At 69.6% G+C, this 23484-nt stretch carries 34 protein-coding genes and 1 tRNA gene; 11 read left to right on the plus strand and 24 right to left on the minus strand.

The window, feature by feature from the left end; translation table 11 throughout:
• Positions 1-89: 89 nt before the first annotated feature.
• The 12 genes from ASD11_RS01390 to ASD11_RS01440 form a co-directional block, all read right to left on the minus strand.
• A complete protein-coding gene (locus tag ASD11_RS01390) occupies positions 90-284 on the minus strand; it encodes a hypothetical protein (protein ID WP_056282285.1) in 195 nt (64 codons plus the stop codon).
• The gene (locus tag ASD11_RS01395; RefSeq protein ID WP_056282289.1) at positions 281-496 is read right to left on the minus strand and encodes a hypothetical protein; all 216 of its coding nucleotides are present in this window, start codon (positions 494-496) and stop codon (positions 281-283) included. The genes ASD11_RS01390 and ASD11_RS01395 overlap by 4 nt, the downstream gene beginning before the upstream one ends.
• Positions 497-513: 17 nt before the next feature.
• Positions 514-801, minus strand: a complete 288-nt coding sequence (locus ASD11_RS01400) for a hypothetical protein (protein ID WP_156464535.1) — start codon at positions 799-801, stop codon at positions 514-516.
• Entirely contained in the window at positions 798-1448 is a 651-nt protein-coding gene (locus tag ASD11_RS01405) for a hypothetical protein (RefSeq protein ID WP_056282293.1), read from the minus strand. The genes ASD11_RS01400 and ASD11_RS01405 overlap by 4 nt, the downstream gene beginning before the upstream one ends.
• Positions 1445-1645 (minus strand): hypothetical protein, encoded by a 201-nt coding sequence (locus ASD11_RS01410; RefSeq protein ID WP_156464536.1) that lies wholly within the window; start codon positions 1643-1645, stop codon positions 1445-1447. The genes ASD11_RS01405 and ASD11_RS01410 overlap by 4 nt, the downstream gene beginning before the upstream one ends.
• Complete coding sequence (locus ASD11_RS01415) at positions 1642-1929, minus strand: hypothetical protein (RefSeq protein ID WP_056282298.1); 288 nt, start codon at positions 1927-1929, stop codon at positions 1642-1644. Before ASD11_RS01415 ends, ASD11_RS01410 begins: the two co-directional genes overlap by 4 nt.
• Positions 1929-2153 (minus strand): hypothetical protein, encoded by a 225-nt coding sequence (locus ASD11_RS01420; protein WP_056282301.1) that lies wholly within the window; start codon positions 2151-2153, stop codon positions 1929-1931. Before ASD11_RS01420 ends, ASD11_RS01415 begins: the two co-directional genes overlap by 1 nt.
• Positions 2154-2241: 88 nt before the next feature.
• Entirely contained in the window at positions 2242-2397 is a 156-nt protein-coding gene (locus tag ASD11_RS17965; RefSeq protein ID WP_156464537.1) for a hypothetical protein, read from the minus strand.
• A complete protein-coding gene (locus ASD11_RS01425; RefSeq protein WP_056282304.1) occupies positions 2394-2669 on the minus strand; it encodes a hypothetical protein in 276 nt (91 codons plus the stop codon). Before ASD11_RS01425 ends, ASD11_RS17965 begins: the two co-directional genes overlap by 4 nt.
• A 95-nt stretch (positions 2670-2764) precedes the next feature.
• Positions 2765-3124, minus strand: coding sequence for a hypothetical protein (locus ASD11_RS01430; RefSeq protein WP_056282307.1), 360 nt, complete (start codon positions 3122-3124; stop codon positions 2765-2767).
• On the minus strand, positions 3121-3318 hold the full coding sequence (locus ASD11_RS01435; protein ID WP_056282310.1) for a helix-turn-helix domain-containing protein: 198 nt from the start codon (positions 3316-3318) through the stop codon (positions 3121-3123). The genes ASD11_RS01430 and ASD11_RS01435 overlap by 4 nt, the downstream gene beginning before the upstream one ends.
• Positions 3315-3503 (minus strand): helix-turn-helix domain-containing protein, encoded by a 189-nt coding sequence (locus tag ASD11_RS01440; RefSeq protein ID WP_162246452.1) that lies wholly within the window; start codon positions 3501-3503, stop codon positions 3315-3317. Before ASD11_RS01440 ends, ASD11_RS01435 begins: the two co-directional genes overlap by 4 nt.
• A 116-nt stretch (positions 3504-3619) precedes the next feature.
• On the opposite strand from ASD11_RS01440, the gene ASD11_RS01445 reads away from it, so the two are divergent.
• Genes ASD11_RS01445 through ASD11_RS01465 form a run of 5 tightly spaced genes read left to right on the plus strand, consistent with a single transcriptional unit; the run spans position 3620 to position 6155 of the window.
• The gene (locus ASD11_RS01445) at positions 3620-4063 is read left to right on the plus strand and encodes a helix-turn-helix domain-containing protein (RefSeq protein ID WP_156464538.1); all 444 of its coding nucleotides are present in this window, start codon (positions 3620-3622) and stop codon (positions 4061-4063) included.
• Positions 4060-4470 carry an ImmA/IrrE family metallo-endopeptidase gene (locus tag ASD11_RS01450; protein ID WP_056282317.1) on the plus strand — a complete coding sequence of 137 codons (411 nt, stop codon included), beginning with the start codon at positions 4060-4062 and terminating at the stop codon, positions 4468-4470. Before ASD11_RS01445 ends, ASD11_RS01450 begins: the two co-directional genes overlap by 4 nt.
• On the plus strand, positions 4467-4724 hold the full coding sequence (locus ASD11_RS01455) for a hypothetical protein (RefSeq protein WP_056282319.1): 258 nt from the start codon (positions 4467-4469) through the stop codon (positions 4722-4724). The genes ASD11_RS01450 and ASD11_RS01455 overlap by 4 nt, the downstream gene beginning before the upstream one ends.
• Positions 4711-5040, plus strand: a complete 330-nt coding sequence (locus ASD11_RS01460; RefSeq protein ID WP_082554086.1) for a DUF3263 domain-containing protein — start codon at positions 4711-4713, stop codon at positions 5038-5040. Before ASD11_RS01455 ends, ASD11_RS01460 begins: the two co-directional genes overlap by 14 nt.
• Positions 5040-6155, plus strand: a complete 1116-nt coding sequence (locus tag ASD11_RS01465; protein WP_056282322.1) for a tyrosine-type recombinase/integrase — start codon at positions 5040-5042, stop codon at positions 6153-6155. The genes ASD11_RS01460 and ASD11_RS01465 overlap by 1 nt, the downstream gene beginning before the upstream one ends.
• A 156-nt stretch (positions 6156-6311) precedes the next feature.
• On the opposite strand, the gene ASD11_RS01470 is transcribed toward ASD11_RS01465, so the two are convergent.
• From ASD11_RS01470 to ASD11_RS01495, 6 genes are all read right to left on the minus strand, one after another.
• On the minus strand, positions 6312-7010 hold the full coding sequence (locus tag ASD11_RS01470) for a DUF3800 domain-containing protein (protein ID WP_056282325.1): 699 nt from the start codon (positions 7008-7010) through the stop codon (positions 6312-6314).
• 159 nt (positions 7011-7169) lie between these two features.
• Positions 7170-7242, minus strand: a tRNA-Lys gene (locus ASD11_RS01475).
• Positions 7243-7299: 57 nt separating this feature from the next.
• Complete coding sequence (locus ASD11_RS01480; protein WP_056282328.1) at positions 7300-7938, minus strand: alpha/beta hydrolase; 639 nt, start codon at positions 7936-7938, stop codon at positions 7300-7302.
• 28 nt (positions 7939-7966) lie between these two features.
• Entirely contained in the window at positions 7967-8587 is a 621-nt protein-coding gene (locus tag ASD11_RS01485; RefSeq protein ID WP_056282331.1) for a DedA family protein, read from the minus strand.
• Positions 8584-9423: a phosphatase PAP2 family protein gene (locus ASD11_RS01490; protein WP_056282334.1), complete on the minus strand. Its 840-nt coding sequence runs from the start codon at positions 9421-9423 to the stop codon at positions 8584-8586. The genes ASD11_RS01485 and ASD11_RS01490 overlap by 4 nt, the downstream gene beginning before the upstream one ends.
• 13 nt (positions 9424-9436) lie before the next feature.
• Positions 9437-10951, minus strand: coding sequence for an MFS transporter (locus ASD11_RS01495; protein ID WP_056282336.1), 1515 nt, complete (start codon positions 10949-10951; stop codon positions 9437-9439).
• 129 nt (positions 10952-11080) lie between these two features.
• Here ASD11_RS01495 and ASD11_RS01500 point away from each other — a divergent pair, with 129 nt between their 5' ends.
• The 4 genes from ASD11_RS01500 to ASD11_RS01510 all read left to right on the plus strand — a co-directional run bounded on the left by ASD11_RS01500 (position 11081) and on the right by ASD11_RS01510 (position 13801).
• Positions 11081-11740, plus strand: a complete 660-nt coding sequence (locus ASD11_RS01500) for a TetR/AcrR family transcriptional regulator (protein ID WP_056282338.1) — start codon at positions 11081-11083, stop codon at positions 11738-11740.
• Between the two features lie 127 nt (positions 11741-11867).
• A complete protein-coding gene (locus ASD11_RS17970) occupies positions 11868-12020 on the plus strand; it encodes a hypothetical protein (RefSeq protein WP_156464539.1) in 153 nt (50 codons plus the stop codon).
• 140 nt (positions 12021-12160) lie between these two features.
• Positions 12161-12778, plus strand: a complete 618-nt coding sequence (locus ASD11_RS01505) for a DUF47 domain-containing protein (protein WP_056282340.1) — start codon at positions 12161-12163, stop codon at positions 12776-12778.
• Positions 12779-13801: an inorganic phosphate transporter gene (locus ASD11_RS01510; protein WP_056282342.1), complete on the plus strand. Its 1023-nt coding sequence runs from the start codon at positions 12779-12781 to the stop codon at positions 13799-13801.
• A 71-nt stretch (positions 13802-13872) separates the two neighbouring features.
• Here the strand turns inward: ASD11_RS01510 and pstB are convergent, their stop codons facing one another.
• From pstB to ASD11_RS01535, 5 genes are all read right to left on the minus strand, one after another.
• On the minus strand, positions 13873-14652 hold the full coding sequence (gene pstB, locus ASD11_RS01515; protein WP_056282344.1) for a phosphate ABC transporter ATP-binding protein PstB: 780 nt from the start codon (positions 14650-14652) through the stop codon (positions 13873-13875).
• Positions 14653-14669: 17 nt separating this feature from the next.
• Positions 14670-15746 (minus strand): phosphate ABC transporter permease PstA, encoded by a 1077-nt coding sequence (gene pstA / locus ASD11_RS01520; protein WP_082554087.1) that lies wholly within the window; start codon positions 15744-15746, stop codon positions 14670-14672.
• Positions 15746-16690, minus strand: a complete 945-nt coding sequence (gene pstC / locus ASD11_RS01525; protein WP_056282346.1) for a phosphate ABC transporter permease subunit PstC — start codon at positions 16688-16690, stop codon at positions 15746-15748. Before pstC ends, pstA begins: the two co-directional genes overlap by 1 nt.
• Before the next feature lie 87 nt (positions 16691-16777).
• Positions 16778-17878 (minus strand): phosphate ABC transporter substrate-binding protein PstS, encoded by a 1101-nt coding sequence (gene pstS, locus ASD11_RS01530; protein WP_056282349.1) that lies wholly within the window; start codon positions 17876-17878, stop codon positions 16778-16780.
• Positions 17879-18058: 180 nt separating this feature from the next.
• On the minus strand, positions 18059-18976 hold the full coding sequence (locus ASD11_RS01535; protein ID WP_056282352.1) for an NUDIX hydrolase: 918 nt from the start codon (positions 18974-18976) through the stop codon (positions 18059-18061).
• Positions 18977-19023: 47 nt separating this feature from the next.
• Between ASD11_RS01535 and ASD11_RS01540 the strand changes: the two genes are divergently transcribed.
• On the plus strand, positions 19024-20106 hold the full coding sequence (locus ASD11_RS01540; RefSeq protein ID WP_056282354.1) for a hypothetical protein: 1083 nt from the start codon (positions 19024-19026) through the stop codon (positions 20104-20106).
• A 9-nt stretch (positions 20107-20115) separates the two neighbouring features.
• Here the strand turns inward: ASD11_RS01540 and ASD11_RS01545 are convergent, their stop codons facing one another.
• The gene (locus tag ASD11_RS01545) at positions 20116-22161 is read right to left on the minus strand and encodes an RNA degradosome polyphosphate kinase (RefSeq protein WP_235503327.1); all 2046 of its coding nucleotides are present in this window, start codon (positions 22159-22161) and stop codon (positions 20116-20118) included.
• Between the two features lie 191 nt (positions 22162-22352).
• Here ASD11_RS01545 and ASD11_RS01550 point away from each other — a divergent pair, with 191 nt between their 5' ends.
• Complete coding sequence (locus ASD11_RS01550) at positions 22353-23396, plus strand: alpha/beta hydrolase (RefSeq protein ID WP_056282357.1); 1044 nt, start codon at positions 22353-22355, stop codon at positions 23394-23396.
• Positions 23397-23484: the final 88 nt, after the last annotated feature.

The following is a 23484-nucleotide window of genomic DNA, read 5'->3' on the forward strand; positions in this document are numbered from 1 at the left end:
GGCCCTCTTGGCGGTCTGCTTCGACGCGTAGCCGCGCTTCCCGCAGACCACGCAGGTGCCGACCTGGCCGTTCGTCTTCGACCGGCCCGTCATGACGCCCTCGGGTAGTAGACGAGACCGCGACGGACCCACGCGCCGTGGAAGGCGACCGAGACCTCGGACGACGAGTTGTTGCGACATGGCCCGCACAGCTCGTCGTCGTGCTTCGACGCAAGCCGGTTGCCGCCGCAGCTCGAGCACTTCGTCTCGATCCTGCGGCCCACACGAGGCTCCGTGGTGCTCACGCCGCCTCCTCCTGCTCGACCGGTTCGGGGGTGTTCTTCGTCTGCTTGAGCCACTCGTGGAACGTGATGAGCGGGTGCTCTTCGAGGTACTCGCGGTACTCCGTCTCCCACCCGTTCGCGGTCTCGCGGGCGAGGTCCTCCTGACGGATCCGCTCCTCCTGGTAGTCGCGGACACGACGCCGATGGAGACAGTCGGCCTTGCACTTCGTCATGCGTGGTGAGCACGGCATCAGCCCCGCTCCCTTCGGACCCACTCAGCGATCTCGGGGTGCCGGTGGTCCTCAGGGACGCCGCCCGCGTACATCGCTCGGATGGCGTCGATGGCCTGCTCGCGGTGCCGGTACGTCTCGGACGGCTGGGGCACGTCGGAGCCGCGGACCGAGATCATCCAGCGGCGCGTGCGGGGGAGCTGGACGAGCTTGGAGATCGGGACCCCGCGCACCAGGACGCGCACGTCGTCATCGGTGACCGTGATCGTGGGGCAGTCCCACGTCCCGGGCTTGACGCCGACCATCACGAGTCGATCCCGAGGACGCTCGCTGCCTGCTCAAGGTCGTCCCAGAGGAAGCGGTCACCGCTGACATCCGGGTGTGCGACCTTGCGAGCTCGGCGCAACGCGCGACGGAGACTGTCAGGGTCCGTCTGCAGGTTGCGGACGTCTACGGCGATAGCTTCGGCAAGGACGGCGACCGCCTGGTCGCGAGTCATGCCCCCGAGCGGGACCCCACCGGAGCCGGCAGGCAGCGCGGCGTAGCCGGCGTACTGCTGGCCGCGGTCCGAGGCCCCGTACCGCTCGATGTCACGGAGCCGCTCGAGGGTGAGGGCCACGCCGCGGACGTTGTGCCGCCAGCCGCCCGCTGCGCTGTACGCGGGGGAGTCGAGCGCGTCGTTGCGGTAGACCAACGTCCCGTGCTCGGTCTCGAACGAGACGACCACGGCCGGCGACAGCGGCGTCTGGTTCGCCTTGAGCCCGAGCGAGTCCACGCGGATCGCACCCGGCAGGACGTCGAGCTCGATCGTGATGTCCTCGCCGCCGAGCAGCTCGACCTCACGGGCCAGCAGCTTGAGGGTGTCCTTCCACTCGGCCGAGAACTGCGACGACCGGCGATCGCCAGCGGGCCGCTGCCACGACTTGTCGCCCATCGGGCGGTACATGACCGTCATCGGGACTCCTCATAGGCAGGGACCCCGAGGGCCTTCGCGGCGTCGGACATCGGCACATCGACCGGGAACTCGGCGCCGGGCGTGACGACGACCGTCTCGTGCTTGCCTCGGTTGAACAGGGCGATGACGTGGCGCCGGTTGAACACCTGGCTGCCGATCTGCACGAACTCGTCGCGCTCGGACGTGTACCAGCTCATGTCCACTGGCCGTTCTTCGCGTCGATCGCGACGGCCAGCTTCACGCCCTTGCGGAGCTCCACGACCTTCCACGCCGGCTCCTGATCGAGGGCGTACTCGGCGGCGTCGATCTTGCGACCGAAGACGACGAGGTCACCGAACGAGTCAGGCAGGTAGGCCGCGAACAGGGTCTCGACCTTCCGCGGCGGCTTCGGGGGAGCGGGGCGGATGTTGCCGACCGCTTCCTCGTCGGGCTTGCGGGCGGGCTTCGAGGTGGCCTTGGTGGCGGGCTTCGAGGTGACCATCAGATGACTCCTGGGGTGTCGGGGTGGAACTTGGATCGGTGGATTTCGAGGAGGGTGTGCTGGTCGGCCGGGATGGTGACGCGGATCCCGTCCGGGGCCGTCGAGACCTCGGCCAGCGCGACGTGCTCGGCGCAGACCGGGCACGCGAGCGGCACCTGGCCGGTGGACGGGATCACGCCGACGCCAGCCGGCATCGGGATCACGCCGCGAGTGGCCTGGCTCATCGCAGGTACCGCCGCTCGATCCAGCACGCCACGGCGACGCACGGGACCAGCCAGGCGCCGACCTTGAGGCCGGACAGCAGGGTGATCGTCAGGTCCGCCACGGCGCGCTCCTCGCGAGAAGCGCGGTGGCCAGGAACATCAGGGCGGCCATGAGGAGCTGAGCGGGGAGCAGTGGGACGACGCCGGCCTGGTAGAGGGCGAACACGACCGCGATGGCCGCGAGCAGCGCAGCGAGGCGGATCATGCGGTCACCGGGGCCTTGCCTCGGCGACCGGCCTTCACGGTCAGGGCCTTCGCCTCGCGCTGGCACTTGTCGCAGGTGCCGAGCGGTGGGTTCTTCGGCTCGAGGCGGACACGCCACGCGTGCATGCCGCGTGAGAAGGCGATGCGGTGAGCGGTCTCGATGCTGGCTCGGCGGCCTGACTTTAGGGCGATGTGCCCGCAGTGCGCGTGCTGGAGGACGAAGACCTTGTCGGGGCGGATCAGGCCGAGGAATCTCTGCAGAGCGTCGTTCATGGGGTTCTCCTGTCGGTGGAGTGGAGGGGGCCAGTCCGGGCGCCCCTGGCGCGCAACGTCCGGACCGCCCCCGGGAGGAGGAAGGTCGGTGGCGACTACTCGGTGTGGAGGCCGCGGAGCTGGAAGTGCTCGGACCACTCGGGATGACCGGCGATCATCAGCCGGACGTACCGGGACGCGTAGTCGTTGTTCAGGCGGAACTCGTCACCCGTCGTCTGCCGGCCGTACTGGCGGCGGAGGACCTCGACGAAGTGCTTCACCCCGAGACGGCTACGACCGTGAGCTAGGGCGTTCTCCGTGAGGCGCTCGAGCGCGGTCAGCACCCACGGGTTCAGGGAGTGGAACGACTCGAACCGCTCCTGGATCGTGGAGCCCTTGACCCGCGGCGGGATCACCAGCGGGCGGACGTCGAGTTCGAGCTGGTCACCGACCACATCGGCCTGCACGGCGGTCATGCGGCATCACCCTCGAGCCACTCATCGAGGCGGTCGAGGCGAATGCGCCACCGGCAACCCTTCGCCTTCTGGCTGCCCTTGAGCTCACCGGACTCCAGCGCGCGGAGAACAGTCAGGTACGAGTAGCCGCTGTACTCCGCGGCCTGCGCCGTGTCGAACCAGCGGCGGCCCTGGTGAGAGGCGAGAGAGCTCATGCCGCGCTCCACTGCGATGCCGCCGGCGAAACGAGATCGACGACGCTCACCTCGAGCGCCGAAGCGATCGTGAAGATCTCGTCGACCGTGAAGCCGACCCGGCCGTTGATCTTCCGAGCCAGCGTGGACCGTGCGATGCCGGTGGAGTCACTCAGATCTGCTCCGCTGATCTGCTTGCGACCCATGACCGCTCGCACCTCTGCTGCGACGGATGCCTTCACGTCGCGTCCCATTTCGAACATGAGACGAAGTTAGTCCCAAATGGGACACGACGCAAGGACATCTAGCCAGCGTGTTCTAAATGGGATATCTTCCCTATATGGGACAAGACAGCGTGGCTCGCGGAGCAGTGAACCAGCGTGCGTTGGAGTTGATACGCGACGCGTTCAAGGCGACCGACCTGACTCAGCAGCAGGTGGCAGACCGGGCAGGAATGCCGCGCTCGACACTCGCGAACTTCCTCACGACCGACCGGCCGGTCCACGTCGAGCAGCTGGTGCGGATCGCCTTTGCCCTCGGCGCAGATGCCACCGTATGGATTCGCGACCTCGAGGAAGTCCGTCGCTCGGAGGGCGCGCGCGACACGCCGGTAACCGACATCCGCGATCGTCGTCGGCGTTCTGGTAGTGCGACCGAAACGTCAGACGCTGCGGATAGAACTGAGGACCTGGAGGCGGCCGACGCCTTCCGCGCCACCGAGGAAGACATCGAGCGCGAGCAGCGAGAACTGACGGAGGAACCGTGACCACTGCCCTCATGCACGAGCTCCTTCGGCATGCCGCGGAGCTCGAGGTCGACGTTGTCCACTGCTACCTGGACGGCAAGCGCGGCTGCTACCGCAAGGGCGACGGCCTCATCCTCCTCGATCACCGACTGACCGTGGCGCAGATGGAATTTACCTTCGCCCACGAGCTCGCCCACGTCATCCACGATGACACCAGCAGCTCGCCGCGCATCGAACGCCGAGCCGACATCTATGCGTCTGGCTACGTGATCGACACCCACGCCTACAAGCAGGCCGAGTGGAGCTACGGCTGCGACGCCGGCACCCTCGCCCGCGAGCTCAACACCACCAAGCGCGCCGTCGAGTCCTGGCGCATCTGGTACGCCGCCCGCGGCCGACAGCTCGAGCAGACAGGAGCCATCGCATGACCAAGCCCTACCGACACCCCGTCCCCGACGAGCAGACCTGGGCCGAGGCGCAGATGGAGAACATCTCCCGCTCGATCGTCGAGTGGCGCGTCGTGGCCGGCGGCCTCTCCAAGATCGCTCTCGACAAGAACGGCAAGGTCCTCCTGCGTGCATGCCGCCTCAACGCTGCGAGCGACCGCGACCCCGTGCTGGTCGCTCAGGACACGATCGAGACCGGCTCGCAGGTCGTGGGGGCCGACGATGAGTGGGCCTGACCGGGAGGTCTCTCTCGACCCCGCCGAGCGCGAATCGCTGCCGCCCCGCGGCGTGCGGCACGTGCCCAGCCTCGCCGACCGCGACCGGGAGATCCTCGAGCTCGAACGGCTGTGGTGGCAGTACGCCGGTGCGAAAGAGCAGGCGATCCGCGACAAGTTCGACATGTCGGCCACGCGCTACTACCAGGTGCTGAACTCCCTCCTCGACCGCGAGGACGCCCTGGCCTTCGATCCCGTGCTCGTGAAGCGGCTCCGGCGCATGCGGGCCGAGCGCCAGCGCAGCCGGTCAGCTCGCCGCCTCGGCTTCGACGTCTGATGGCCTGGCCCGAGAAGCAACGCAGCGGCCGATGGGCCGGCAAGTACCGCGACTCACAGGGCGTGGTTCGCAGCGCCGGCACCTTCAAGCACCGAGCCGAGGCCCTCCGCGAAGCCGGCAAGAAGGAGGTCGACACCCGACGCTCCCTCCAGCGCAACCCCGACGCTCACAAGCGGACGTGGGACTCGTGGTGCACGGAGTGGTGGGAGAGTCGCACCGTCGAGCCGGGCACCCTCGCACGCGACGCCAACCGCCGAGACGTCCACCTCATCCCGAAGTGGACCGGCATACCCCTCGGACAGATCACGAGACAAGACGTGAAGTCCTGGGCGGCCGACCTGGGACGCACCAAGCTCAGCGCGGCGACCGTGCAGCGGATCGTGCACCTCTTCTCGGCCAGCCTGAACGCCGCAGTCGACGCCGAGATCCTCGTCGCCAACCCCGCGGCTCGCATCAAGCTGCCGCCCGTCACCCCGACGAAGAACCGCTACCTCACGCACGACGAGTACCAGGCCATCCTGGAACAGCTGCCGACCGACGACGACGAGCTCCTCGTCCAGTTCCTCACACACACCGGCATGCGCTTCGGCGAGCTGGCCGGCCTCCACTGGCACCGCCTCGACCTCAAGCGCCAGCAGGTCACAGTCGTCGACGTCTTCGACGAGGTGCAGGGCGAGATCAAGGCATACCCGAAGGGCAAGAGGGCTCGCGTCGTGCCCCTGCCCGACGACCTCGTCGTTGAGCTCGCCAAGAAGAAGCGCACAGCCGGACCGTGCCCGGTGTCGCACCGCACCGGGATCTGCCGGTCCGGGCTCGTCTTCACGACGACGGCCGGCACCGTCGTGCACCGGTCGAACTGGGCGACCGTCTTCCGCGCTGCCGTCGCGAACGCGAACCTCGGTACCGACGAGGAGCCGGTCGCGCTCGAGCACGCCACAATCCACGACCTGCGACACACCTACGCGTCCTGGCTGATTCAGAACGGCGTGTCGCTGGCTGACGTCGGCAAGCTCCTCGGCCACGTCTCACCCAGCACCACGCAGCAATACGCACACCTGGCCGAGACGGATAGGTCCGCCATCCTGCGCGCGTTGCGACCGCCAGAAGCGCGGTGAGCACTGTGGATGAAACTGTGGAAAACGTGTGAATACCTGGGGAGAAGTCACACCCGTATGAGGCGCCTTCGTCGTCGATCTGCGCTATCGTGAGCCGCAGGACGCCTGTTGTGCCTCCTATCCAGCCGCGGCCCCTCTTCGGGGCCGCTGGCGTTTCTAGGGCTCCCAGCAGTAGTCGTGCGCGACCTGCGAGTCGATGATGTTCCAGAGGCGCTGCCGAGCTCGCCGCTCGGGACGGCGGGCGTTAGGTCGAGAGACGGCTCGGTGCTTGAGGTACGCGACGATGTCCGCGGCCTGGATCATGCGGCTCTGATCTGAGGAGATGAACTCCAGCCGATCTACGATGCGCTGCAGCTTGCTCGGGTTGTACGTCGGCGTGCCTGTCATTCGCTGCCTGTCGAGCATCGCTCGGTGGCGGTCGTGCTGGTGGATCTCGTCGCAGGTGACGTGAGCGCGCTCGCCAATGACGCCGGCGTGCTTGTCGATCTCTTGGAAGATGTGCGTGAGCACGAGGGGGTACGGCTCGTATGCGTCGTTGTACTTCTTGGCCTGGGCCACACGATCGATGCCGCGGATGATGAACGCCACGTCGTGCTCGGCCACAACCTGCAGCACCCGACCGGCGACCGACAGCCTCGTCGACAGGTCGACGCCGCCCCACGGGCCAGCCCCCTGGAAGATCTCGTACCCGTGCAGCTCGGCGCCGGGCTCGATGTCGTCGAAGCCGAACGCCAGGTCGGCGACCAGATCGTTGAGCGCGGCCGTCATGGACCTGCAGGTCTCGTCGTCGGCCACCGCAGCAACCATGTAGAACCATTCGTCGCAGTACGACTCGTCGACGAAGGCTCTCAGCACGCCTCCATTGTGGTGGCGCGCGGCGACAGCGCGCTGACCGACGCGGCGGGGCTTGTCGAGAAGATCGGCGCGCCGTCACGGCGGGGTTGCCATGCATTTGCCATGCGGCCCGAGCCGGCCCTACCGCCTGAAGTAGGTGTTTGCGCAGGTCAGACGTAGTAGGCCCCGTGGGACTTGAACCCACAACCCGCGGATTAAAAGTCCGCTGCTCTGCCAGTTGAGCTAGAGGCCCTCGGCCCGGTGTGGCGACGGGCCTTGGAGCGAGTATCGCAGAGGGCCCCCGGGTGAGTCAGTCCGTGGGGAGGGCGCCGACGATCCAGCGACCGACGGCGGTGACGATCTCCGACGTCAGGCCGTGGCCGCCCGGCACGCGGAGCGCGACGAGCGGGGCGTCCGACTCGTCGTCCAGGTAGCTCCAGGTGCGGGCGAGGAGCTCAGCCGGGATGACGGTGTCCTGCTCGCCGTGGGCCACGAAGACAGGAAGCTCGCTGAGCCGGCCGGGCGTGGTGGGGACTCCGGCGTCGAAGGGGAGGGTCCCGAACAGGATGGCCGCACCGGCGAACCGGGCAGGGTCGCTGAGGGCGAGGCCGCCGGCGAAGGCCGCGCCGCCGCTGAAGCCCACGAGCACCACCTGCCGGCCGGCCGGCGCGACGTCGTCGAGCCAGGTGCGGAACCAGGCCATGGTCTCCGCGAGCGACTCCGCGACCGGGCGTCCGATGCCGCGGTTGGCGAACCAGGCGAACCCGCCGCCCTCGGCGATGGGCGCGCGCACTGCGGCGTAGGCGGCCCCGACGGGAAGCAGCGGAGCGAGGCTGATGATCTCCTGCTCGTTCGAGCCACGGCCGTGCAGGAGCACGACGAGTGGGGCGTCGGGCTCGGTGGAGCCTGCGGTGGCGACGACCGGGGCGTCGAAGGTCGTGCTGGCCATGGCGCGGCTCCTGAAGAAAGTTGTACGTTCAACTACAGGGTAGCGTCCCGGGCGTCGCGACGGGCTCGACGTCCGGCGTCGGGGTGGGGTCCCCGGCGTGAGAACGTCCGTGACGAAGCAGCCACCGGACGACGACGGCGACCAGGCCGACGGTCAGGACGCCGGCGATCACCCACGGGTGCCCGAGGATGCCGCTGGCCGCGAGACCCGCGCCGGCGCCCACCCAGACTCCCGACCAGGCCAACGCGCCCAGGACGGATGCCGCCGCGAACGCCGGGTACCGCAGGTGGGCCGCGCCGGCCACGACGGGCATGACCGTCCGGACGAGCGGCAGCAGACGGCTCGCCAGCACGGCCCAGAAGCCGCGCCGCTGCATCAGCTCGGCCGCCTTGTCCCAGCGGGCGACGCCGAGCCGGGCGATGAGCCGCGACTCGCGCAGCCGCGTGCCGCCGAGCCGCCCCACGACGTAGCCGAGGTGGTCGCCCGCCGTCGCGCCGAGGGCCACGGCGACGCCGAGGGCGATGAGCGCGAGATGGTCGTGAGCACCGGCTGCCAGGCCCGAGATCGCGACCTCGCCCGGGAAGAAGGCACCCAGCCCGAGACCGGACTCGGCGAGGGCGAACGCGAAGCCGAGCAGCACCGACGTCATGGTGACGTCTTCTGGCGTCGCTCGATGCGGCCCGACACGACGATCCCGACGGCGACGACCACGCCACCTGCAACAGCGTCGAGGAGCCAGTGATTCCCGGTGGCCAGGACCACGAAGGTGGTGCCCGCGACGTACAGGCAGGCGAGGCCGCGCCCGACGAGACCCAGGTGTCGCCAGAGCGCCCACGCGACCCACACCGTCCAGCCGACGTGCAGCGACGGCATGGCCGCCAGCTCGTTCGTCATGTGTCCGAGCCCGGCGGGAGCCGACGCGTGCCCCGACCACCAGCCGTATGGAGCGGTGTGCGCCAGCGTGTCCAGGTAGGCGTGGCCGGACATCAGGCGCGGGGGAGCGGTCGGGATGAGCACGTACGCGACGAGCCCGAGGGCCGAGCCGATGACGATGGCGTTCCGCGCCCGGCCGTACTCGCTGCGGTGCCAGAAGTAGAGGAAGACCAGGACGGTCGGCGTCACGAGGTAGTGGAGGGAGGCGTACCAGAACGACATCGGCACCGAGATCTCGAGCACGGGGGTCAGCGTGCGGTTGAGCCACGCCTCCGGGTCGAGGTGGAGCAGCTGCTCGACGTGCAGGACCGATGCCGCCCGGTCACGGGCCGCGGCGAGGTCGTCGGCGGCCACGAGCCGGCTGGCGCTGTAGAAGAACCACAGTCCGGCGAGCAGGGCGATCTCACGCAGCCCGCGAGCGACCCGCAGCCGGTGCAGCGCCGCCTGGGCGACGAGAGGGAGGGCCGGGACCAGTCCGGACAGCCCCGATCCGGGCGACGAGGGAGCCGTCGCCCGGATCGTGTCCTGCTGGTGCCCGCTGAGGGTGGACACGTCGGACCGCTTCCTAGTGGCCCAGCACCGGAGCGGCGTCGGGGTCGAGGAAGACGGGGCCGCTGCGGAGCAGTGCGCCGCAGAGGAGCGCGCCGACGGCGAAGATGCCGGCCGACCACCAGAACACGGTCGTGTAGCCGTGCATCGCTGCGAGCGCCTGGTTGGCTTCCGAGGGCGCCTTGCCCACGAGGTAGTCCGACGTCGCGGTGGCCGCGAACGCGCTCAGCACAGCCGTGCCGATGGAACCACCGATCTGCTGGAACGTGTTGACCGACGCGGAGGCGACGCCGGCGTGCTCCGCGTCGACGCCGGAGGTGGCCGCGCTGAAGGCCGGCGCCATGGAGAGGCCGACGCCCAGGCCGGTGATGACGAGACCCGGAAGGATGTGCGCCGCGTAGGTGCTCTCGAGGTCGAGCTGGGCGAACAGCACCATGCCGACGGCGGCCACGAGCATGCCGACCAGCACGGGGATGCGCGGGCCGATCTTCGCGACGAGCCCGGCCGAGCCCGTGGCCGTGACCATGATGCCGAGGATCATCGGCACGAACGAGAAGCCGGTCTTGAGCGGGCTGTAGCCCAGCGTGAGCGACACGTAGTACGTGAGGAAGAGGAAGACCGCGAAGAGGCCGATGCCGACGATGGCCACGACGAGGAACGAGCCGCCTCGCGTGCGGTCCCACACGATGTGGAGCGGGAGCAGGGGGTCGGCCACGCGGCTCTCGACGACGGCGAAGACCGCGAGGAGCGCCAGCCCGAGCCCGATGCAGACGAGGGTCGTGGCGCTGCTCCAGCCGTCTGACTCGGCGCTCGCGAGGCCGTAGACGAAGGAGACCAGGCCGGCCACGACGACCAGGCTGCCGGGCACGTCGATGCCCTTGGCGTCCTCGGGCCGCGGCTGCTTCTTGAGCAGCAGCACCGCGCCGACGACGGCGAGGACGGCCAGCGGGACGTTGACGTAGAGGCACCAGCGCCACGACAGGTACTCGGTGAGCGCGCCTCCGAGGATGAGGCCGATCGCGCCGCCGCCGCCGGAGATGGCGCCGAAGATGGCGAACGCGCGGGCCCGCTCGGCCGCGTCGGTGAACGTGACGGTCAGCAGCGACAGTGCGGCCGGTGCGAGGAGCGCGCCGAAGACGCCCTGGGCCACGCGGGCGCCGACGAGCATCTCGAAGTTCTGGGCCGCGCCGCCGACCGCGGAGGCTGCGGCGAAGCCGATGAGGCCGGCGATGAACATGGGGCGGCGTCCCACGAGGTCGCTCAGGCGTCCACCGATCAGCAGGAGCGAGCCGAAGGCGAGCGCGTAGCCGGTGACGATCCACTGACGGCTGTCGTTGGAGAAGCCGAGCGACTCCTGGGCCGTGGGCAGCGCGATGTTCACGATCGTCGCGTCCAGCACCACGATGAGCTGCGCGAGCGCGATGACGCCCAGGATCAGCCAGCGGGTCGCGTGGTGCGGGTTGTCCGTGTGGTCCACGGTGTCGGGCGGGATCTCCGCCGGCGATCGGTCCGTGGTGAGGGTGTCAATCATGGGTGCTCCGAAAGAAGTGGAAAGTCTGCTCCGGTTGACTCTACGCCCAACCGGAGAGATTGCTCCACTTCTGCCGTGTGATGTCCCGCACGAAACGGAGAGCTGGCTCCGGTCGCGTACCATGGCCTCATGACTCCCGCGAGCGACGTGATCAGCGAGGCCGACCGGCCGCTGCGCGCCGACGCCGCCCGCAACCGCGAGCTCATCCTCGAGACCGCCGCCGTCGTGTTCGCCGAGCACGGCCTCGACGCCGGCTACGACGAGATCGCCCGCCGGGCCGGCATCGGCGTGGGCACGGTCTACCGACGGTTCCCCGAGCGGGTCGAGCTCGTGCGCGCGCTCTTCCGCTCCCGCCTCGACGAGATCGCGGCTTTCGGCGAGCAGGCCGTCCAGGAGCCCGACGGCTGGGCCGGGCTCACGTGGTTCCTCGAGCGCCTCGTGGAGCGCCAGGTCGCCGACCGCGGCCTCAAGGAGGTCATGGCCCAGACCCTCGTCGACGACCAGCAGGTCGCCGACGGCAGGAAACGGCTCGAGCTCGTCTTCGAGGGACTCGTCGAGCGGGCCCAGGCCCAGGGGACGTTGCGACCCGACGTCCGGGCCATCGACCTGGGGGTCCAGCTCGTGGCGCTCAGCGCCATCACCACCGAGGAGGAGCCCGAGCTCTGGCGCCGCTACCTGGCGCTCGCGCTCGACGGGCTCCGCGCCGGTGCCGTCACGTCGCCTCTGCCGCTCGACGCGCCCGCCGACCAGGCCGTGCCCGAGCTCATGCGCCGGATGTGTGGTCGCTGACACACCGGACGGCAGATGTCGTTTGCGACAACTCGGTGCTCCGCCCCGGAGGCGGGGGTACCCTCGGTACGAGGCGACGCTCATTCCCCCCAGTGCGTCGTCCGCAGCCATCCCCCTGGAGCACCACATGACCCCGGAGCCGCTGGACCAGCGACTGCGCGACGACGCCGCCCTCGACGAGATCGAGACGACCAGTCGCCTCATCATCGCTGCCTCGGAGAGCGACGAGAAGCTGAGCCAGTGCGAGGTCGACCAGCTCCTCGGCCTCTCCAGCTCCTGAGTCGGCGCGGCTCTTGCCAGGACCCGTCTGTGACGGCAGGGTTTCTGTGACGAGGCCCATAGGTGTCCGGGCGATTGACAGTTCTCGCGTCCGAGGCCCTAGCATTGTCTCGGCCTGACCTGACGTGACGGGAGCATGGAGTGCGGTTCCGCATCCGACCTGTAGAGACTTCTTTCTACGACCTCTTCGCCGAGTCGGCGAATCATCTCGTGCACGGCGCCAACCTGCTCGCGCAGATGTTGGACCCCGAGAGCGACAAGGCCGCCATCGGCGAGAAGATGCGTGAGGCCGAGCACCAGGCCGACGAGACCACGCACAGCATCGTCCGCGCGGTGAACAGCACCTTCATCACGCCGTTCGACCGCGAGGACATCTACCGCCTCGCCAGCAGCCTCGACGACGTCATGGACTTCATGGAGGAGACCGTCGACCTCGTCGGCCTCTACGAGATCTACCAGCTGCCCGCGCAGTTCGCCTCGCAGGTGGAGGTGCTGCAGCGCGCCACGCAGCTCACGGCCGAGGCCATGCCACGGCTGCGCACCATGAAGGACCTCGAGGAGTACTGGATCGAGATCAACCGTCTCGAGAACCAGGGCGACCGTTCCTACCGACGCATCGTGGCCGACCTCTTCAGCGGCAGCTACAAGTCGCTCGAGGTGCTGAAGCTCAAGGACATCGTCGACTCGCTCGAGCACGCCATCGACGCTCTCGAGTCGGTCGCCAACACCGTGGAGCAGATCGCGGTCAAGGAGTCCTGAGTGGATCTCGTCCTGGCCCTGGTGATCATCACCGTCGGCATCGCGCTGTTCTTCGACTACACGAACGGCTTCCATGACGCGGCCAACGCGATCGCCACGTCGGTCTCCACGCGGGCCCTGACGCCGCGCATCGCGCTGACCATGGCGGCGATCCTGAACTTCGTGGGCGCCCTGCTGGGCGTCGAGGTCGCCAAGACCATCAAGGACATCCTCAAGGGCTTCGATGCCGTCGCTGCGCCCGAGCACGCCTTGACGATCGTGCTGAGCGCGCTCGTCGGCGCCATCACCTGGAACCTCATCACGTGGTACTTCGGCATCCCGTCGTCCTCGTCGCACGCGCTCATCGGCGGTCTCATCGGCGTGGGTCTGGCCGCCGGCGTCACCGTCGACTGGGACAAGGTGATCGACAAGGTCGCCATCCCGATGATCCTCAGCCCCACCATCGGCTTCTGCGGCGCCTTCGTGGCCATGACCTCGATCATGTGGATCTTCCGACGTCGGAACCCGCACCAGATCAACCGGGGCTTCCGCTTCGCCCAGGTGCTCTCGGCCGCCGCGCTGTCGCTGGGCCACGGCCTGCAGGACGCGCAGAAGACCATGGGCGTCATCGTGCTGGCCCTCATCGCCGGCGGCGAGCACACGGCGGCCAACGACGACATCCCGCTGTGGGTCGTCATCGCGGCCGCCAGCGCCATCTCGCTCGGCACGATGTCGGGCGGCATGCGCATCATGCGCACCATGGGTCGCCGCATCATCGCGGTCGACCCGCCACGCGGCTTCGCCGCGGAGTCCACGGCCGCCGTCGTGCTCTACGGCATGGCCATCTACGCCCACGCCCCCGTCTCCACCACGCACACCATGACGTCGGCCGTCATGGGCGCCGGCGCCACCAAGCGCTTCAGCGCCGTCCGCTGGGGCGTGGCCCGCGGCATCATCATGGCCTGGATCATCACGATCCCGGCCGCCGCGTCCGTCGGTGCCATCACGTACTTCGTGCTCCGCGTCGTCATCCCCGGCAACTGACCGACCACCCGTACGCACGAAGGCCCCACCACGCGAACGTGGTGGGGCCTTCTGCGTGAGCGGGTCGGGGCTCAGCCGAACCGGCCCTGGATGTAGGCCTCGGTGGCGGGGTCCTCGGGGTTGGAGAAGATCTTCTCCGTGCGGCCCACCTCGACGAGCTTGCCGGGCTTGCCGACGCCCGAGAGGTTGAAGAACGCGGTCTCGTCGGAGACGCGCGCCGCCTGCTGCATGTTGTGGGTCACGATGACGATCGTGTACTCGGTCTTGAGCTCGTGGATGAGGTCCTCGATGATCGACGTCGAGATCGGGTCGAGGGCCGAGCACGGCTCGTCCATGAGCAGCACCTCGGGCTGGACCGAGATGGCCCGCGCGATGCAGAGGCGCTGCTGCTGACCGCCCGACAGGCCCGAGCCGGGACGGTTGAGCCGGTCCTTGACCTCGGCCCACAGGCCGGCGCTGCGCAGCGACCGCTCGACGATCTCGTCGGACTCGGCCTTCTTCATGCGCTTGCTGTTGAGCTTCTGCCCCGCCAGCACGTTGTCGTAGATCGACATCGTGGGGAACGGGTTGGGGCGCTGGAAGACCATGCCGATCATGCGTCGGACGTTGACGGGGTCCATGTCGGAGCCGTACAGGTCCTCGCCGTCGATGAGGACCTTGCCGTCGACGCGGGCGCCGGGGATGACCTCGTGCATGCGGTTGAGCGAGCGCAGGAAGGTCGACTTGCCGCAGCCGGACGGGCCGATGAAGGCGGTCACGGAGCGCGCCGCGATGGGGATGGTGACGCCCTCGACGGCGAGGAAGTCGCCGTAGAAGATGTCCAGGTCGGAGACGTCGATGCTCTTGGCCATGAGTGGTCCTTTCGGCCTTACTTCTCGCCCTTGGGCGAGAACAGGTACGAGACGAGGCGGGCGATGAGGTTGAGCAGCATGACGATCAGGAGCAGCACGAGCGCCGCGCCCCAGGCGCGGTCGAGCGCGAACTCCGGCGGCACGCCCGGGTTGCGGATGGAGGAGTACGCGAACACCGGCAGCGTGGCCATGCGTCCGTCGAAGAGGTTGAAGTTCACCGAGTCGGTGTAGCCCGCCACGATGAGCAGCGGCGCCGTCTCACCGATCACGCGCGCGATGGCCAGCGTGATCCCGGTGACGATGCCGGCCAGGGCCGTGGGGACCACGACCTTGGAGATCGTGCGCCACTTGGGCACGCCGAGCGCGAACGCGGCCTCCCGGAGCTCGTTGGGCACCAGCTTGAGCATCTCCTCGCACGCCCGCACCACGACCGGGATCATGAGGACCGACAGCGCCACGGAGCCGCCGATGCCCATCCGGACGCCCTCGCCGAAGAACAGCACGAAGAGGGCGTAGGCGAACAGGCCGGCGACGATGGACGGGATGCCCGTCATCACGTCGACGAGGAAGCGGATGGCCGAGGCCATGCGCTTGCCCTCGCCGTACTCGACGAGGTAGATGGAGGTGAAGAGGCCGATCGGCACGCTGATGACGGTGGCGGCGCCCGTGATGAGCAGCGTCCCGACCAGGGCGTGGTAGATGCCGCCGCCCTCGCCCACGACGTTGCGCATGGAGTAGGTGAAGAACTGCGAGCCGAGGATCGGGGCGCCCTTGCTCACGACCGTCCAGACGATGCTGGCGAGCGGGATGAGCGCGAGGCCGAAGGCCGAGCACACGAGCAGCGTCACGAGGCGGTCGGTCGCCTTGCGGGAGCCCTCCACGACGCGCGACCAGAGCGGCAGCGCGAAGGTGACGAGCCAGCCCAGCACGACCGACTTGGCCGGTCCGAGTCCGCCGACGACCCCGAGGACGACGACCGCCAGGGCGATGCCGACGACGATGCGCGCGGCGCTCGTCGGGAGCTTGCGGCTCTCGAGGTCGTCCAGGACGTCGCGACGACGCGGGGGACGAGTGGGTTCGATGGTCGAGGTCATCAGTTGGCCCCTGAGAATTCCTTGCGACGGTCCACGATGGCCCGCGCTGCGAAGTTGACGACGAAGGTGATGACGAACAGCACGAGGCCCGACGCGATGAGCGCGTTGACCGAGAGGCCGCTGGCTTCGGGGAAGCTCAGGGCGATGTTGGCGGCGATCGTGCTGGGGTTCGTCGGGCTGATCAGGTTGAACGTGACCACGCCACTGGCCGAGAGCACCATGGCGACGGCCATGGTCTCGCCCAGCGCACGACCGAGGCCGAGCATGGCGGCCGAGACGATGCCGGACCGGGCGTAGGGGAAGATCGCGAGTCGCGCCATCTCCCAGCGCGTGGCACCGAGGGCCAGGGCGGCCTCCTGGTGCAGCCGCGGCGTCTGCAGGAAGATCTCGCGGCAGATGGCCGTGACGATGGGCAGGATCATCAGCGCGAGCACGATGGCCACGGTGAAGATCGTGCGGCCCGTGGCCGACGCGGGACCGGCGAACAGTGGGATGAATCCCAGGTTGTCCTCGAGCCACTGGTAGATCGGCACCATCTGACCGGCGAGGAAGGCGATGCCCCAGGCGCCGTAGACGACGCTCGGCACGGCGGCCAGCAGGTCGATGATGTAGCCGAAGGTGGCGCCCAGGCGGCGCGGCGCGTAGTGCGAGATGAAGAGGGCGACGCCGATGGCGACCGGCACCGCGATGATCATCGCGATCACGGCCGCGAGGAGCGTGCCGAAGACGAGCGGTCCGACGTAGGGAAGGAACCTCTCGCCGCTCTTGACCTCGTCGGGGCTGGCGGTGATGCCGGGAATGCCCTCGACCGTGAGGAAGATGGCGACGCCGGCGAGCGTCAGCAGGATGAGGAGGGCGGCGCCGTACGACAGCCCGAAGAACACACGATCACCGGGACGCTGCACGGGCTTGGTCCGGGCGTCCGGGGCGGTGGAGGTGCTCACGCGGTTCCTTCCAGTCTTTCAGGGGGTGGCGGTCCGACCACAGCGGTCCCGGTCCCGCCCCGAGGGGCAGGACCGGGACCGGCTGGATCAGCTGGCAGCCTTGATGGTGTCGACGGCCGTCTTGACCTTGCTGGCGAAGTCGGCCGGCAGCGGCGCGTTCCCAGCGGTCTCGTTGGAGGCGGTCTGGCCCTCGTCGCTGGTGACGTAGGACAGCCACGACTTCACGAGCTCGGCGACCTTCTCGTCGGAGTAGGTCTGGCACGCGATCTGGTACGAGACCAGGACGACCGGGTACACGCCCGCCTCGGTGGACTTGCGGTCCACGTCGACAGCGAGGTCGGTGGCGTCGCGGCCCTCGACGGGGGTGGCGGAGTCGAGCACCTTGGAGGCGGCCTCGGTGGTGGGAGCGACGAAGTCGTCGCCGACCTTGATGGCGGCCTTGCTCAGCTCGCCGGCCTGGCTCTCGTCGGCGTAGCCGATCGTGCCCTGGCCGTTGGTCACGGCCTGGACGACGCCGGAGGTGCCCTCGGCAGCCTCGCCGCCCTTGACGGGCCACGTCTCCACGGCGCCACCGGTCCAGGCGCCGTCGGACGCCTGGTCGAGGTAGTCGGTGAAGTTCTTCGTGGTGCCCGAGTCGTCGCTGCGGTGCACGGGCGTGATCTTCGTGCTGGGCAGGTCGGCGTCGGGGTTGTCGGCCTTGATGGCGTCGTCGTCCCACGTGGTGATCTTGCCCTCGAAGATGGCGCCGACGGTGGCGGGCGACAGGTTGAGGTCCTTCACGCCGTCGAGGTTGAAGATGACGGCGATGGGGCTCACGTAGGTGGGCACCTCGACGACGTCGCTGGCGCACTTGTCCTTGAGCTGCTTGAGCTCGTCCTCGTCGAGGTACGAGTCCGAGCCGGCGAACTGCACGCCACCGGCGATGAGCTGCTCGCGACCGGCGCCGGAGCCCGACGGGTCGTAGTTGACCGTCGCGTCGGGGTTGGCGGACTGGAACTTGGCCTTCCAGGCGGCCACGGCCGCTTCCTGGGAGCTGGCGCCGGCACCGTTGAGCGTGCCGGAGACTCCGTCGCTCGAGCCGCCGTCGCTGGGGGAGTCCTCGTTGCCGGCGCCACACGCGCTCAGGCCGACGAGAAGGGTGAGGGCGGCGGCCGCGGGGGCCGTCTTACGCAGGGTGGTGCTCTTCACGGGTGGGTCCCTCTCTGGGAATCACAGACTTCTGACGCCGGTGACGCTAGGGAGCCCAGGTGACCGCGACCCGGTACGACGGTGAACGAGAGGTGAACGGTCGCATAACGATCGGGTTCCGCCGCAGGTCAGCGGCCAGAAGATCTGTTCACCTGCTGTCCGGTTGACGTGACCCAGGCCTCAGTGGTGTGCCGGGTGAGCCAGCGGCTCGGACGCGAGGACGACGCCCTTGCGGTGGTGGATGACCACACCCTCGCCGACCTTGAGGTCGACGGCGTCGAGCCCCACCGCGTCGAAGACCCAGGGGAGCGTGGGCCGGTGCGTGCAGATGACGACGGGGCGCTTGCGCACGAGGAGACCCTCGAGCGATCGCTGCACGAAGCTGGCGCGGGTGTCCTCGCCCAGGCGGTCGTCGAGCTGCAGGAAGGTCTGGATGCTGTGGGCGAAGGGCTCGACGGTCTGGATGCAGCGCAGGGCCGGGCTCGTGACCACGCGGCGTCCGCCGAAGGCGGCCAGCGAGGCCGCGGCGGCGCGCGCCTGGTCCACGCCCGCTCGCACGAGCGGACGGTCGATGTCGTCGCCCTTCCAGTCTGCGCGGTCGGCCGCCTTGCCGTGCCGCAGCACCACGAGGGTGCGGGTCCGGTGACCGTCCTTCTCGCGCAGCGCCGAGAAGGCATCGAGGAGCTCGACGTCGTGGGAGTAGGTGAGCAGGGCCCGGGCCTCGCCGGTGCGGACCCAGCGGAGCTCGTCGACCTCACGGTTGGGCGTGAACGGCTCGTGGTCGGTGCCCACGGTGCGGGCCACCCAGTAGCTGACGCGCTTGTCGCCGCTGGCCACGCGGTACTGCGTGGCGGGCAGGGGGTGGCCCAGGCGGACGCGGAGGCCGGTCTCCTCCGCGATCTCGCGGACGGCGGTGGTGGCGAGGTCCTCGCCGGGGTCGGGCTTGCCCTTGGGGAACGTCCAGTCGTCGTAGCCGGGCCGGTGGATCACGAGGACCTCGACCTTGGGTGACTTGTCGGGCGACCGCCGGTGGGGTCCCGGGGGTCGCTTGCGCCAGACGATCCCGCCGGCGGCCGTGGTCAGCCGTTCACCTGCCATGCTGCACATTGTCACCTGTCCAGGTGACGACCAGGTGAAGGAGTCCCATGCGTCGAGCCAGCAGCCGCCTCGCCCGGGGCGTGACCGGCCCCGTGGGCCGGGTCGTGCTGTGCGTCGTGGTGCTCGTCGCGGCGGCCGGCGTGGCGTGGGCCTCCCAGGGCTGGCGACCGGGCGGACGGCCCGATCTCGCCACCGCCCTGGACTCCGTCCCGAGCAACGCCCTCACCTTCAGCTTCACCGACTGGGCGCAGGTGCGCGACGTCTTCCCGTCCGACGCGTCCGACGGTGGTCGGCTCGCGCTCGCCGCCTCCACCCGCGACGTGTCCACGCGCTCCGTCCTGGCCTCCACGGCCGAGGGCCTGCAGAAGGCCTTCGGCTGGTCCGTGGACGACCTGCGCTGGGAGGCCTTCTCCCAGTCGGCCGAGAGCAGCGTCGTGGTCACGCGGTTCGAGGACGACCTCTCCATGACCACGGTCCAGGAGGGGCTGCAGACCTCGGGCTACACGCGCGAGGGCGACACCTGGACGGCCGACGCCACCGACCTCCGTGCCGCCCAGGTGAGCGACCTCCTCGCCACCGTGCGCCTGTACCCCCGCCAGCGCCTGCTGGTGGCCAGCGACCTGGCCTCCGCCGTCAGGGCCGCCGACCGGGTGCACGACGGCCGCTCGCGCTCGCTCGCGTCCTTCCGGCCCGTCGCCGAGACCACCCAGGCGCTCGCCGGAGCAACCTCCATCTTCGTGCAGCGCGGGGTGCTGGGCTGCTCCTCCTCCGAGGTCTCCGACCCCGACGACCTCGACGCAGCCTCGGCGGCGCTCCAGCGGGTCGGCGACCTCGAGCCGTACACGGCCAGCGGCCGCGCCCTCTCCGACACCGGCCAGGAGGGCTTCGGCGGTCAGCGCCTGCAGCTCGCGATGACCTTCTCGGACCCCGACCTGGCCCGGCGTCAGCTGCCGGTCCGCGAGGCGTTGACGTCGGGACAGTTCATCGGGCGGACCGGCCAGGTGCGGGACACCCTGCGGCTGCGGTCGGCCACGACGCAGGGCTCCACGCTGAGCCTGGACTTCGACCACGACCCCGACACCGACACCTTCATGTCCGGGTCGGGTGCGGCCCTCTTCGCGAGCTGCTGAGGCCGGCGCTCAGGAGCGGAGGGCCCGGCGCTGGCGGGCGCGGGCGATGAGCTCTGCCTGCAGGTCGAGACCGCCCTTGTGCCGGACCCACTCGCCGTCCGCCTCGAGGTGCCACGACGTCGTGTCGTCGTCGGCGGAGGTCTCGAGGAGCGTGCCGAGCGACGCCACGTGGTCGGGCGACGGGATCTTCACGAGGACCTCGACGCGGCGGTCGAGGTTGCGGTGCATGAGGTCGGCCGAGCCGATCCAGGCCTCCGCCTCCCCGCCGCCGGAGAACCAGTAGACGCGGCTGTGCTCGAGGAACCTCCCGAGGATGCTGCGCACCCGGATGTTCTCGCTCAGTCCCGGGACCCCGGGCTTGAGGGCGCAGATGCCGCGGATCACGAGGTCGACCGGGACGCCCGCCTGGGACGCCTCGTACAGCTTGTCGATGAGCACCTCGTCGACGAGGGAGTTGACCTTGATCCGGATGCCGGACGGTCGACCGGCCCGGTGGTGGGCCACCTCGGCATCGATGCGGTCGACGAGGCCGTTGCGCAGGGCGGCGGGCGCCACGAGCAGCTGCTCGTACCGCGTCTGCTGGGCGAAGCCGGACAGGTTGTTGAAGAGGTCGAGCAGGTCCTTCGTGATGTCGGGATCGGTGGTGAGCAGCCCGAGGTCCTCGTAGAGACGTGCCGTCTTGGGGTTGTAGTTGCCGGTGCCGAGGTGGGCGTAGCGGCGCAGCCCCTCGGGCTCGTCGCGGACCACGAGGGCCAGCTTGCAGTGCGTCTTGAGGCCGACGAGCCCGTACACGACGTGGCAGCCGGCGCGCTCGAGCTTGCGGGCCCACCGGATGTTGGCCTGCTCGTCGAAGCGGGCCTTGATCTCCACCAGGACGAGCACCTGCTTGCCCGCCCGGGCCGCGTCGATGAGCGAGTCGATGATGGGGGAGTCGCCGGAGGTCCGGTAGAGGGTCTGCTTGATGGCGAGGACCTGCGGGTCGGCAGCCGCCTGCTCGATGAACCGCTGGACGCTCGTGGCGAACGAGTCGTAGGGGTGGTGGACGAGGACGTCGCGACGACGCAGGGCGCCGAAGAGGTCGGCGGGGCTGGCGGTCTCCACCTCGGCGAGGTGCGAGTGCGTCCCGGGGATGAAGGCCTCGTACTTGTGCTCGGGACGGTCGATGTCGGCGATCTGTCCGAGGCTGCGCAGGTCGAGGGGGCCGCGCAGGCGGAACACCTCGTCCTGCTTGACGCCCAGCTCCGAGACGAGCAGGTCGAGGACCTCGTCGTCGATGTCCTCGTGCACCTCCAGGCGCACGGGCGGGCCGAAGCGTCGGCGCAGCAGCTCCTTCTCGAGCGCCTTGAGGAGGTTCTCGGCGTCGTCCTCCTCCACCTCGAGGTCCTCGTTGCGCGTGACTCGGAAGACGTGGTGCGTGACGAGCTCCATGCCCGGGAAGAGCAGGTCGAGGTGCGCGGCGATGACTTCCTCGAGCGGGATGAAGCGGTCGTCGCCGACCGGCATCCACCGGTCGATGATGGGCGGCACCTTGACGCGGGCGAAGTGGTCCTTGCCGGTCTCGGGGTTGCGCATGACGAGCGCGAGGTTGAGGGAGAGGCCGGAGATGTACGGGAACGGGTGGGCCGGGTCGACGGCCAGCGGGGTGAGCACCGGGAAGACCCGGTCGCGGTACACGGTGGCCAGGTGCGCGCGCTCCTCGCCGGTGAGGTCGGCCCAGTGCACGAGGTGGATGCCGACCTCGGCGAGGGCGGGCACGACGTCGTCGGAGAACGCGTGGGCGTGGCGTGTCATCAGTGCGTGGCTCTCGCGCAGGCTCTGGGCCAGCACGGCCCGCGGTGCGAGTCCGCTCGTGGACGGCACGGCCACGCCGGCAGCGATGCGTCGCTTGAGGCCCGCGACGCGGACCATGAAGAACTCGTCGAGGTTGCTCGCGAAGATCGAGAGGAACCGGACGCGCTCCAGGAGGGGGACCTCGGGGTCCTGCGCGAGCTCGAGCACGCGCGAGTTGAAGGCGATCCAGGACAGCTCGCGGTCGAGGAAGCGGTCCTCGGGCAGCGTGCCGGCAGCGGGGTCGAAGGGCGGGTCGACATCGAACTCGTCGGGCGAGGCGGGGGCCTCGATCGGGGCGAGCTCGTCGAGATCGGACGTGTCCACGTGTCCATGCTTCCACCTCAGCGTGAACGGACCGTGAACGAGCACTCCGTGTCGGTGCCGCGGGGCGGTCCGTGTGGGCTAGTGTCGCGCCCATGGTGTCGCTGTCTTCGGTCCTCGGGGGAGTGCGTTCCGGCGCCGCCCAGGTGGTCTTCTCCCTCCCCGCGCCGGTGCTGCGCAGGCTCGCCGGCAAGCCGGTCGTCATCGACGGACGCACGCTCGACCCGGAGATGCAGCTGATCCTCGCGCTGCAGAAGGTCGAGGGCCCGGCGGCCGAGACGCTGCCCATCAGCAAGGGTCGTCGCGTCATCGCGTCCCAGAGCGCCCTGGGTGGCGGCAAGCAGCCCATCGGCGCGGTCACCGACCGGACGATCGACGGACCCGCCGGCTCCATCGGCCTGCGCTTCTACACGCCCCGCGGCCTGCACGGGCGCTCGCCGGCCCTCTTCTTCATCCATGGCGGCGGCTGGATCTACGGCGACCTCGACTCCCACGACGCGCTCTGCCGCGTGCTCGCGGAGGAGGCGCAGGTGCGTGTCGTCTCGGTCGACTACCGACTCGCCCCCGAGGCGCCGTTCCCCGCCGCCTTCGACGACGTCTGGGCCGCGTGGACCTGGGTCGTCGAGCACGCCACCGGCCTCGGCATCGACCCCGAGCGCATCGCCGTCGGCGGAGACAGCGCCGGCGGCAACCTCTCGGCCGTCATCGCCCAGGAGGCGGTGCGCACGGGCACCGCGCCTCCGGTGTTCCAGCTGCTCATCTACCCGGCCACCGACTTCGTCGAGGAGGCCCCGAGCCGCCTCACCTACGCCAAGGGCTTCTTCCTCACGAAGCAGTTCATGGACCTGGCCCGCGAGAACTACCTCGTCGGCGACGAGGACACCGCGGACCGTCGGCTCTCACCCCTGCGGCACGACCCCACCGGGGTGGCTCCGGCCTTCGTCGTGACGGCAGGGTTCGACCCGCTCCTCGACGAGGGCGAGGCGTACGTCGAGGCCATGCGTGCTGCCGGCGTGAAGGTCGAGCACGTGCGCGAGGACGGACTCATCCACGGCTACGCCAACATGGTCGGCCTCGGCACCTCGGCGCCCAGGGCCGTCCGCCGCCTCGCCGCCGCGCTCCAGCGCGGCGTCAGCTGACCCCTAGGCCGGGCTATGCCCGTCGGGCGGTGACTTAGCGTCCGTTTCTCGTCCAGCTGAGGCTCGGAACGGACGCCAAGCCACCGCT

The organism is Aeromicrobium sp. Root495 (assembly GCF_001426755.1).
GTDB lineage: Bacteria > Actinomycetota > Actinomycetes > Propionibacteriales > Nocardioidaceae > Aeromicrobium.

Excerpts from the sequence above, each read along its gene's own strand:
- ASD11_RS01550 (WP_056282357.1), top strand. The coding sequence starts at position 22,353 with ATGGTGTCGCTGTCTTCGGTCCTCGGGGGAGTGCGTTCCGGCGCCGCC.
- ASD11_RS01410 (WP_156464536.1), bottom strand. The coding sequence starts at position 1,645 with ATGAGCTGGTACACGTCCGAGCGCGACGAGTTCGTGCAGATCGGCAGC.
- ASD11_RS01500 (WP_056282338.1), top strand. The coding sequence starts at position 11,081 with ATGACTCCCGCGAGCGACGTGATCAGCGAGGCCGACCGGCCGCTGCGC.
- ASD11_RS01480 (WP_056282328.1), bottom strand. The coding sequence starts at position 7,938 with ATGGCCAGCACGACCTTCGACGCCCCGGTCGTCGCCACCGCAGGCTCC.
- ASD11_RS01465 (WP_056282322.1), top strand. The coding sequence starts at position 5,040 with ATGGCCTGGCCCGAGAAGCAACGCAGCGGCCGATGGGCCGGCAAGTAC.
- ASD11_RS01440 (WP_162246452.1), bottom strand. The coding sequence starts at position 3,503 with ATGGGTCGCAAGCAGATCAGCGGAGCAGATCTGAGTGACTCCACCGGC.
- ASD11_RS01430 (WP_056282307.1), bottom strand. The coding sequence starts at position 3,124 with ATGACCGCCGTGCAGGCCGATGTGGTCGGTGACCAGCTCGAACTCGAC.
- pstB (WP_056282344.1), bottom strand. The coding sequence starts at position 14,652 with ATGGCCAAGAGCATCGACGTCTCCGACCTGGACATCTTCTACGGCGAC.
- ASD11_RS01420 (WP_056282301.1), bottom strand. The coding sequence starts at position 2,153 with ATGAGCCAGGCCACTCGCGGCGTGATCCCGATGCCGGCTGGCGTCGGC.
- pstA (WP_082554087.1), bottom strand. The coding sequence starts at position 15,746 with ATGACCTCGACCATCGAACCCACTCGTCCCCCGCGTCGTCGCGACGTC.
- ASD11_RS01405 (WP_056282293.1), bottom strand. The coding sequence starts at position 1,448 with ATGACGGTCATGTACCGCCCGATGGGCGACAAGTCGTGGCAGCGGCCC.
- ASD11_RS01485 (WP_056282331.1), bottom strand. The coding sequence starts at position 8,587 with ATGACGTCGGTGCTGCTCGGCTTCGCGTTCGCCCTCGCCGAGTCCGGT.
- ASD11_RS01435 (WP_056282310.1), bottom strand. The coding sequence starts at position 3,318 with ATGAGCTCTCTCGCCTCTCACCAGGGCCGCCGCTGGTTCGACACGGCG.
- ASD11_RS17970 (WP_156464539.1), top strand. The coding sequence starts at position 11,868 with ATGACCCCGGAGCCGCTGGACCAGCGACTGCGCGACGACGCCGCCCTC.
- ASD11_RS01445 (WP_156464538.1), top strand. The coding sequence starts at position 3,620 with ATGGGATATCTTCCCTATATGGGACAAGACAGCGTGGCTCGCGGAGCA.
- ASD11_RS01535 (WP_056282352.1), bottom strand. The coding sequence starts at position 18,976 with ATGGCAGGTGAACGGCTGACCACGGCCGCCGGCGGGATCGTCTGGCGC.
- ASD11_RS01495 (WP_056282336.1), bottom strand. The coding sequence starts at position 10,951 with ATGATTGACACCCTCACCACGGACCGATCGCCGGCGGAGATCCCGCCC.
- ASD11_RS01460 (WP_082554086.1), top strand. The coding sequence starts at position 4,711 with ATGAGTGGGCCTGACCGGGAGGTCTCTCTCGACCCCGCCGAGCGCGAA.
- ASD11_RS17965 (WP_156464537.1), bottom strand. The coding sequence starts at position 2,397 with ATGATCCGCCTCGCTGCGCTGCTCGCGGCCATCGCGGTCGTGTTCGCC.
- ASD11_RS01415 (WP_056282298.1), bottom strand. The coding sequence starts at position 1,929 with ATGGTCACCTCGAAGCCCGCCACCAAGGCCACCTCGAAGCCCGCCCGC.
- ASD11_RS01455 (WP_056282319.1), top strand. The coding sequence starts at position 4,467 with ATGACCAAGCCCTACCGACACCCCGTCCCCGACGAGCAGACCTGGGCC.
- ASD11_RS01425 (WP_056282304.1), bottom strand. The coding sequence starts at position 2,669 with ATGAACGACGCTCTGCAGAGATTCCTCGGCCTGATCCGCCCCGACAAG.
- ASD11_RS01395 (WP_056282289.1), bottom strand. The coding sequence starts at position 496 with ATGACGAAGTGCAAGGCCGACTGTCTCCATCGGCGTCGTGTCCGCGAC.
- ASD11_RS01540 (WP_056282354.1), top strand. The coding sequence starts at position 19,024 with ATGCGTCGAGCCAGCAGCCGCCTCGCCCGGGGCGTGACCGGCCCCGTG.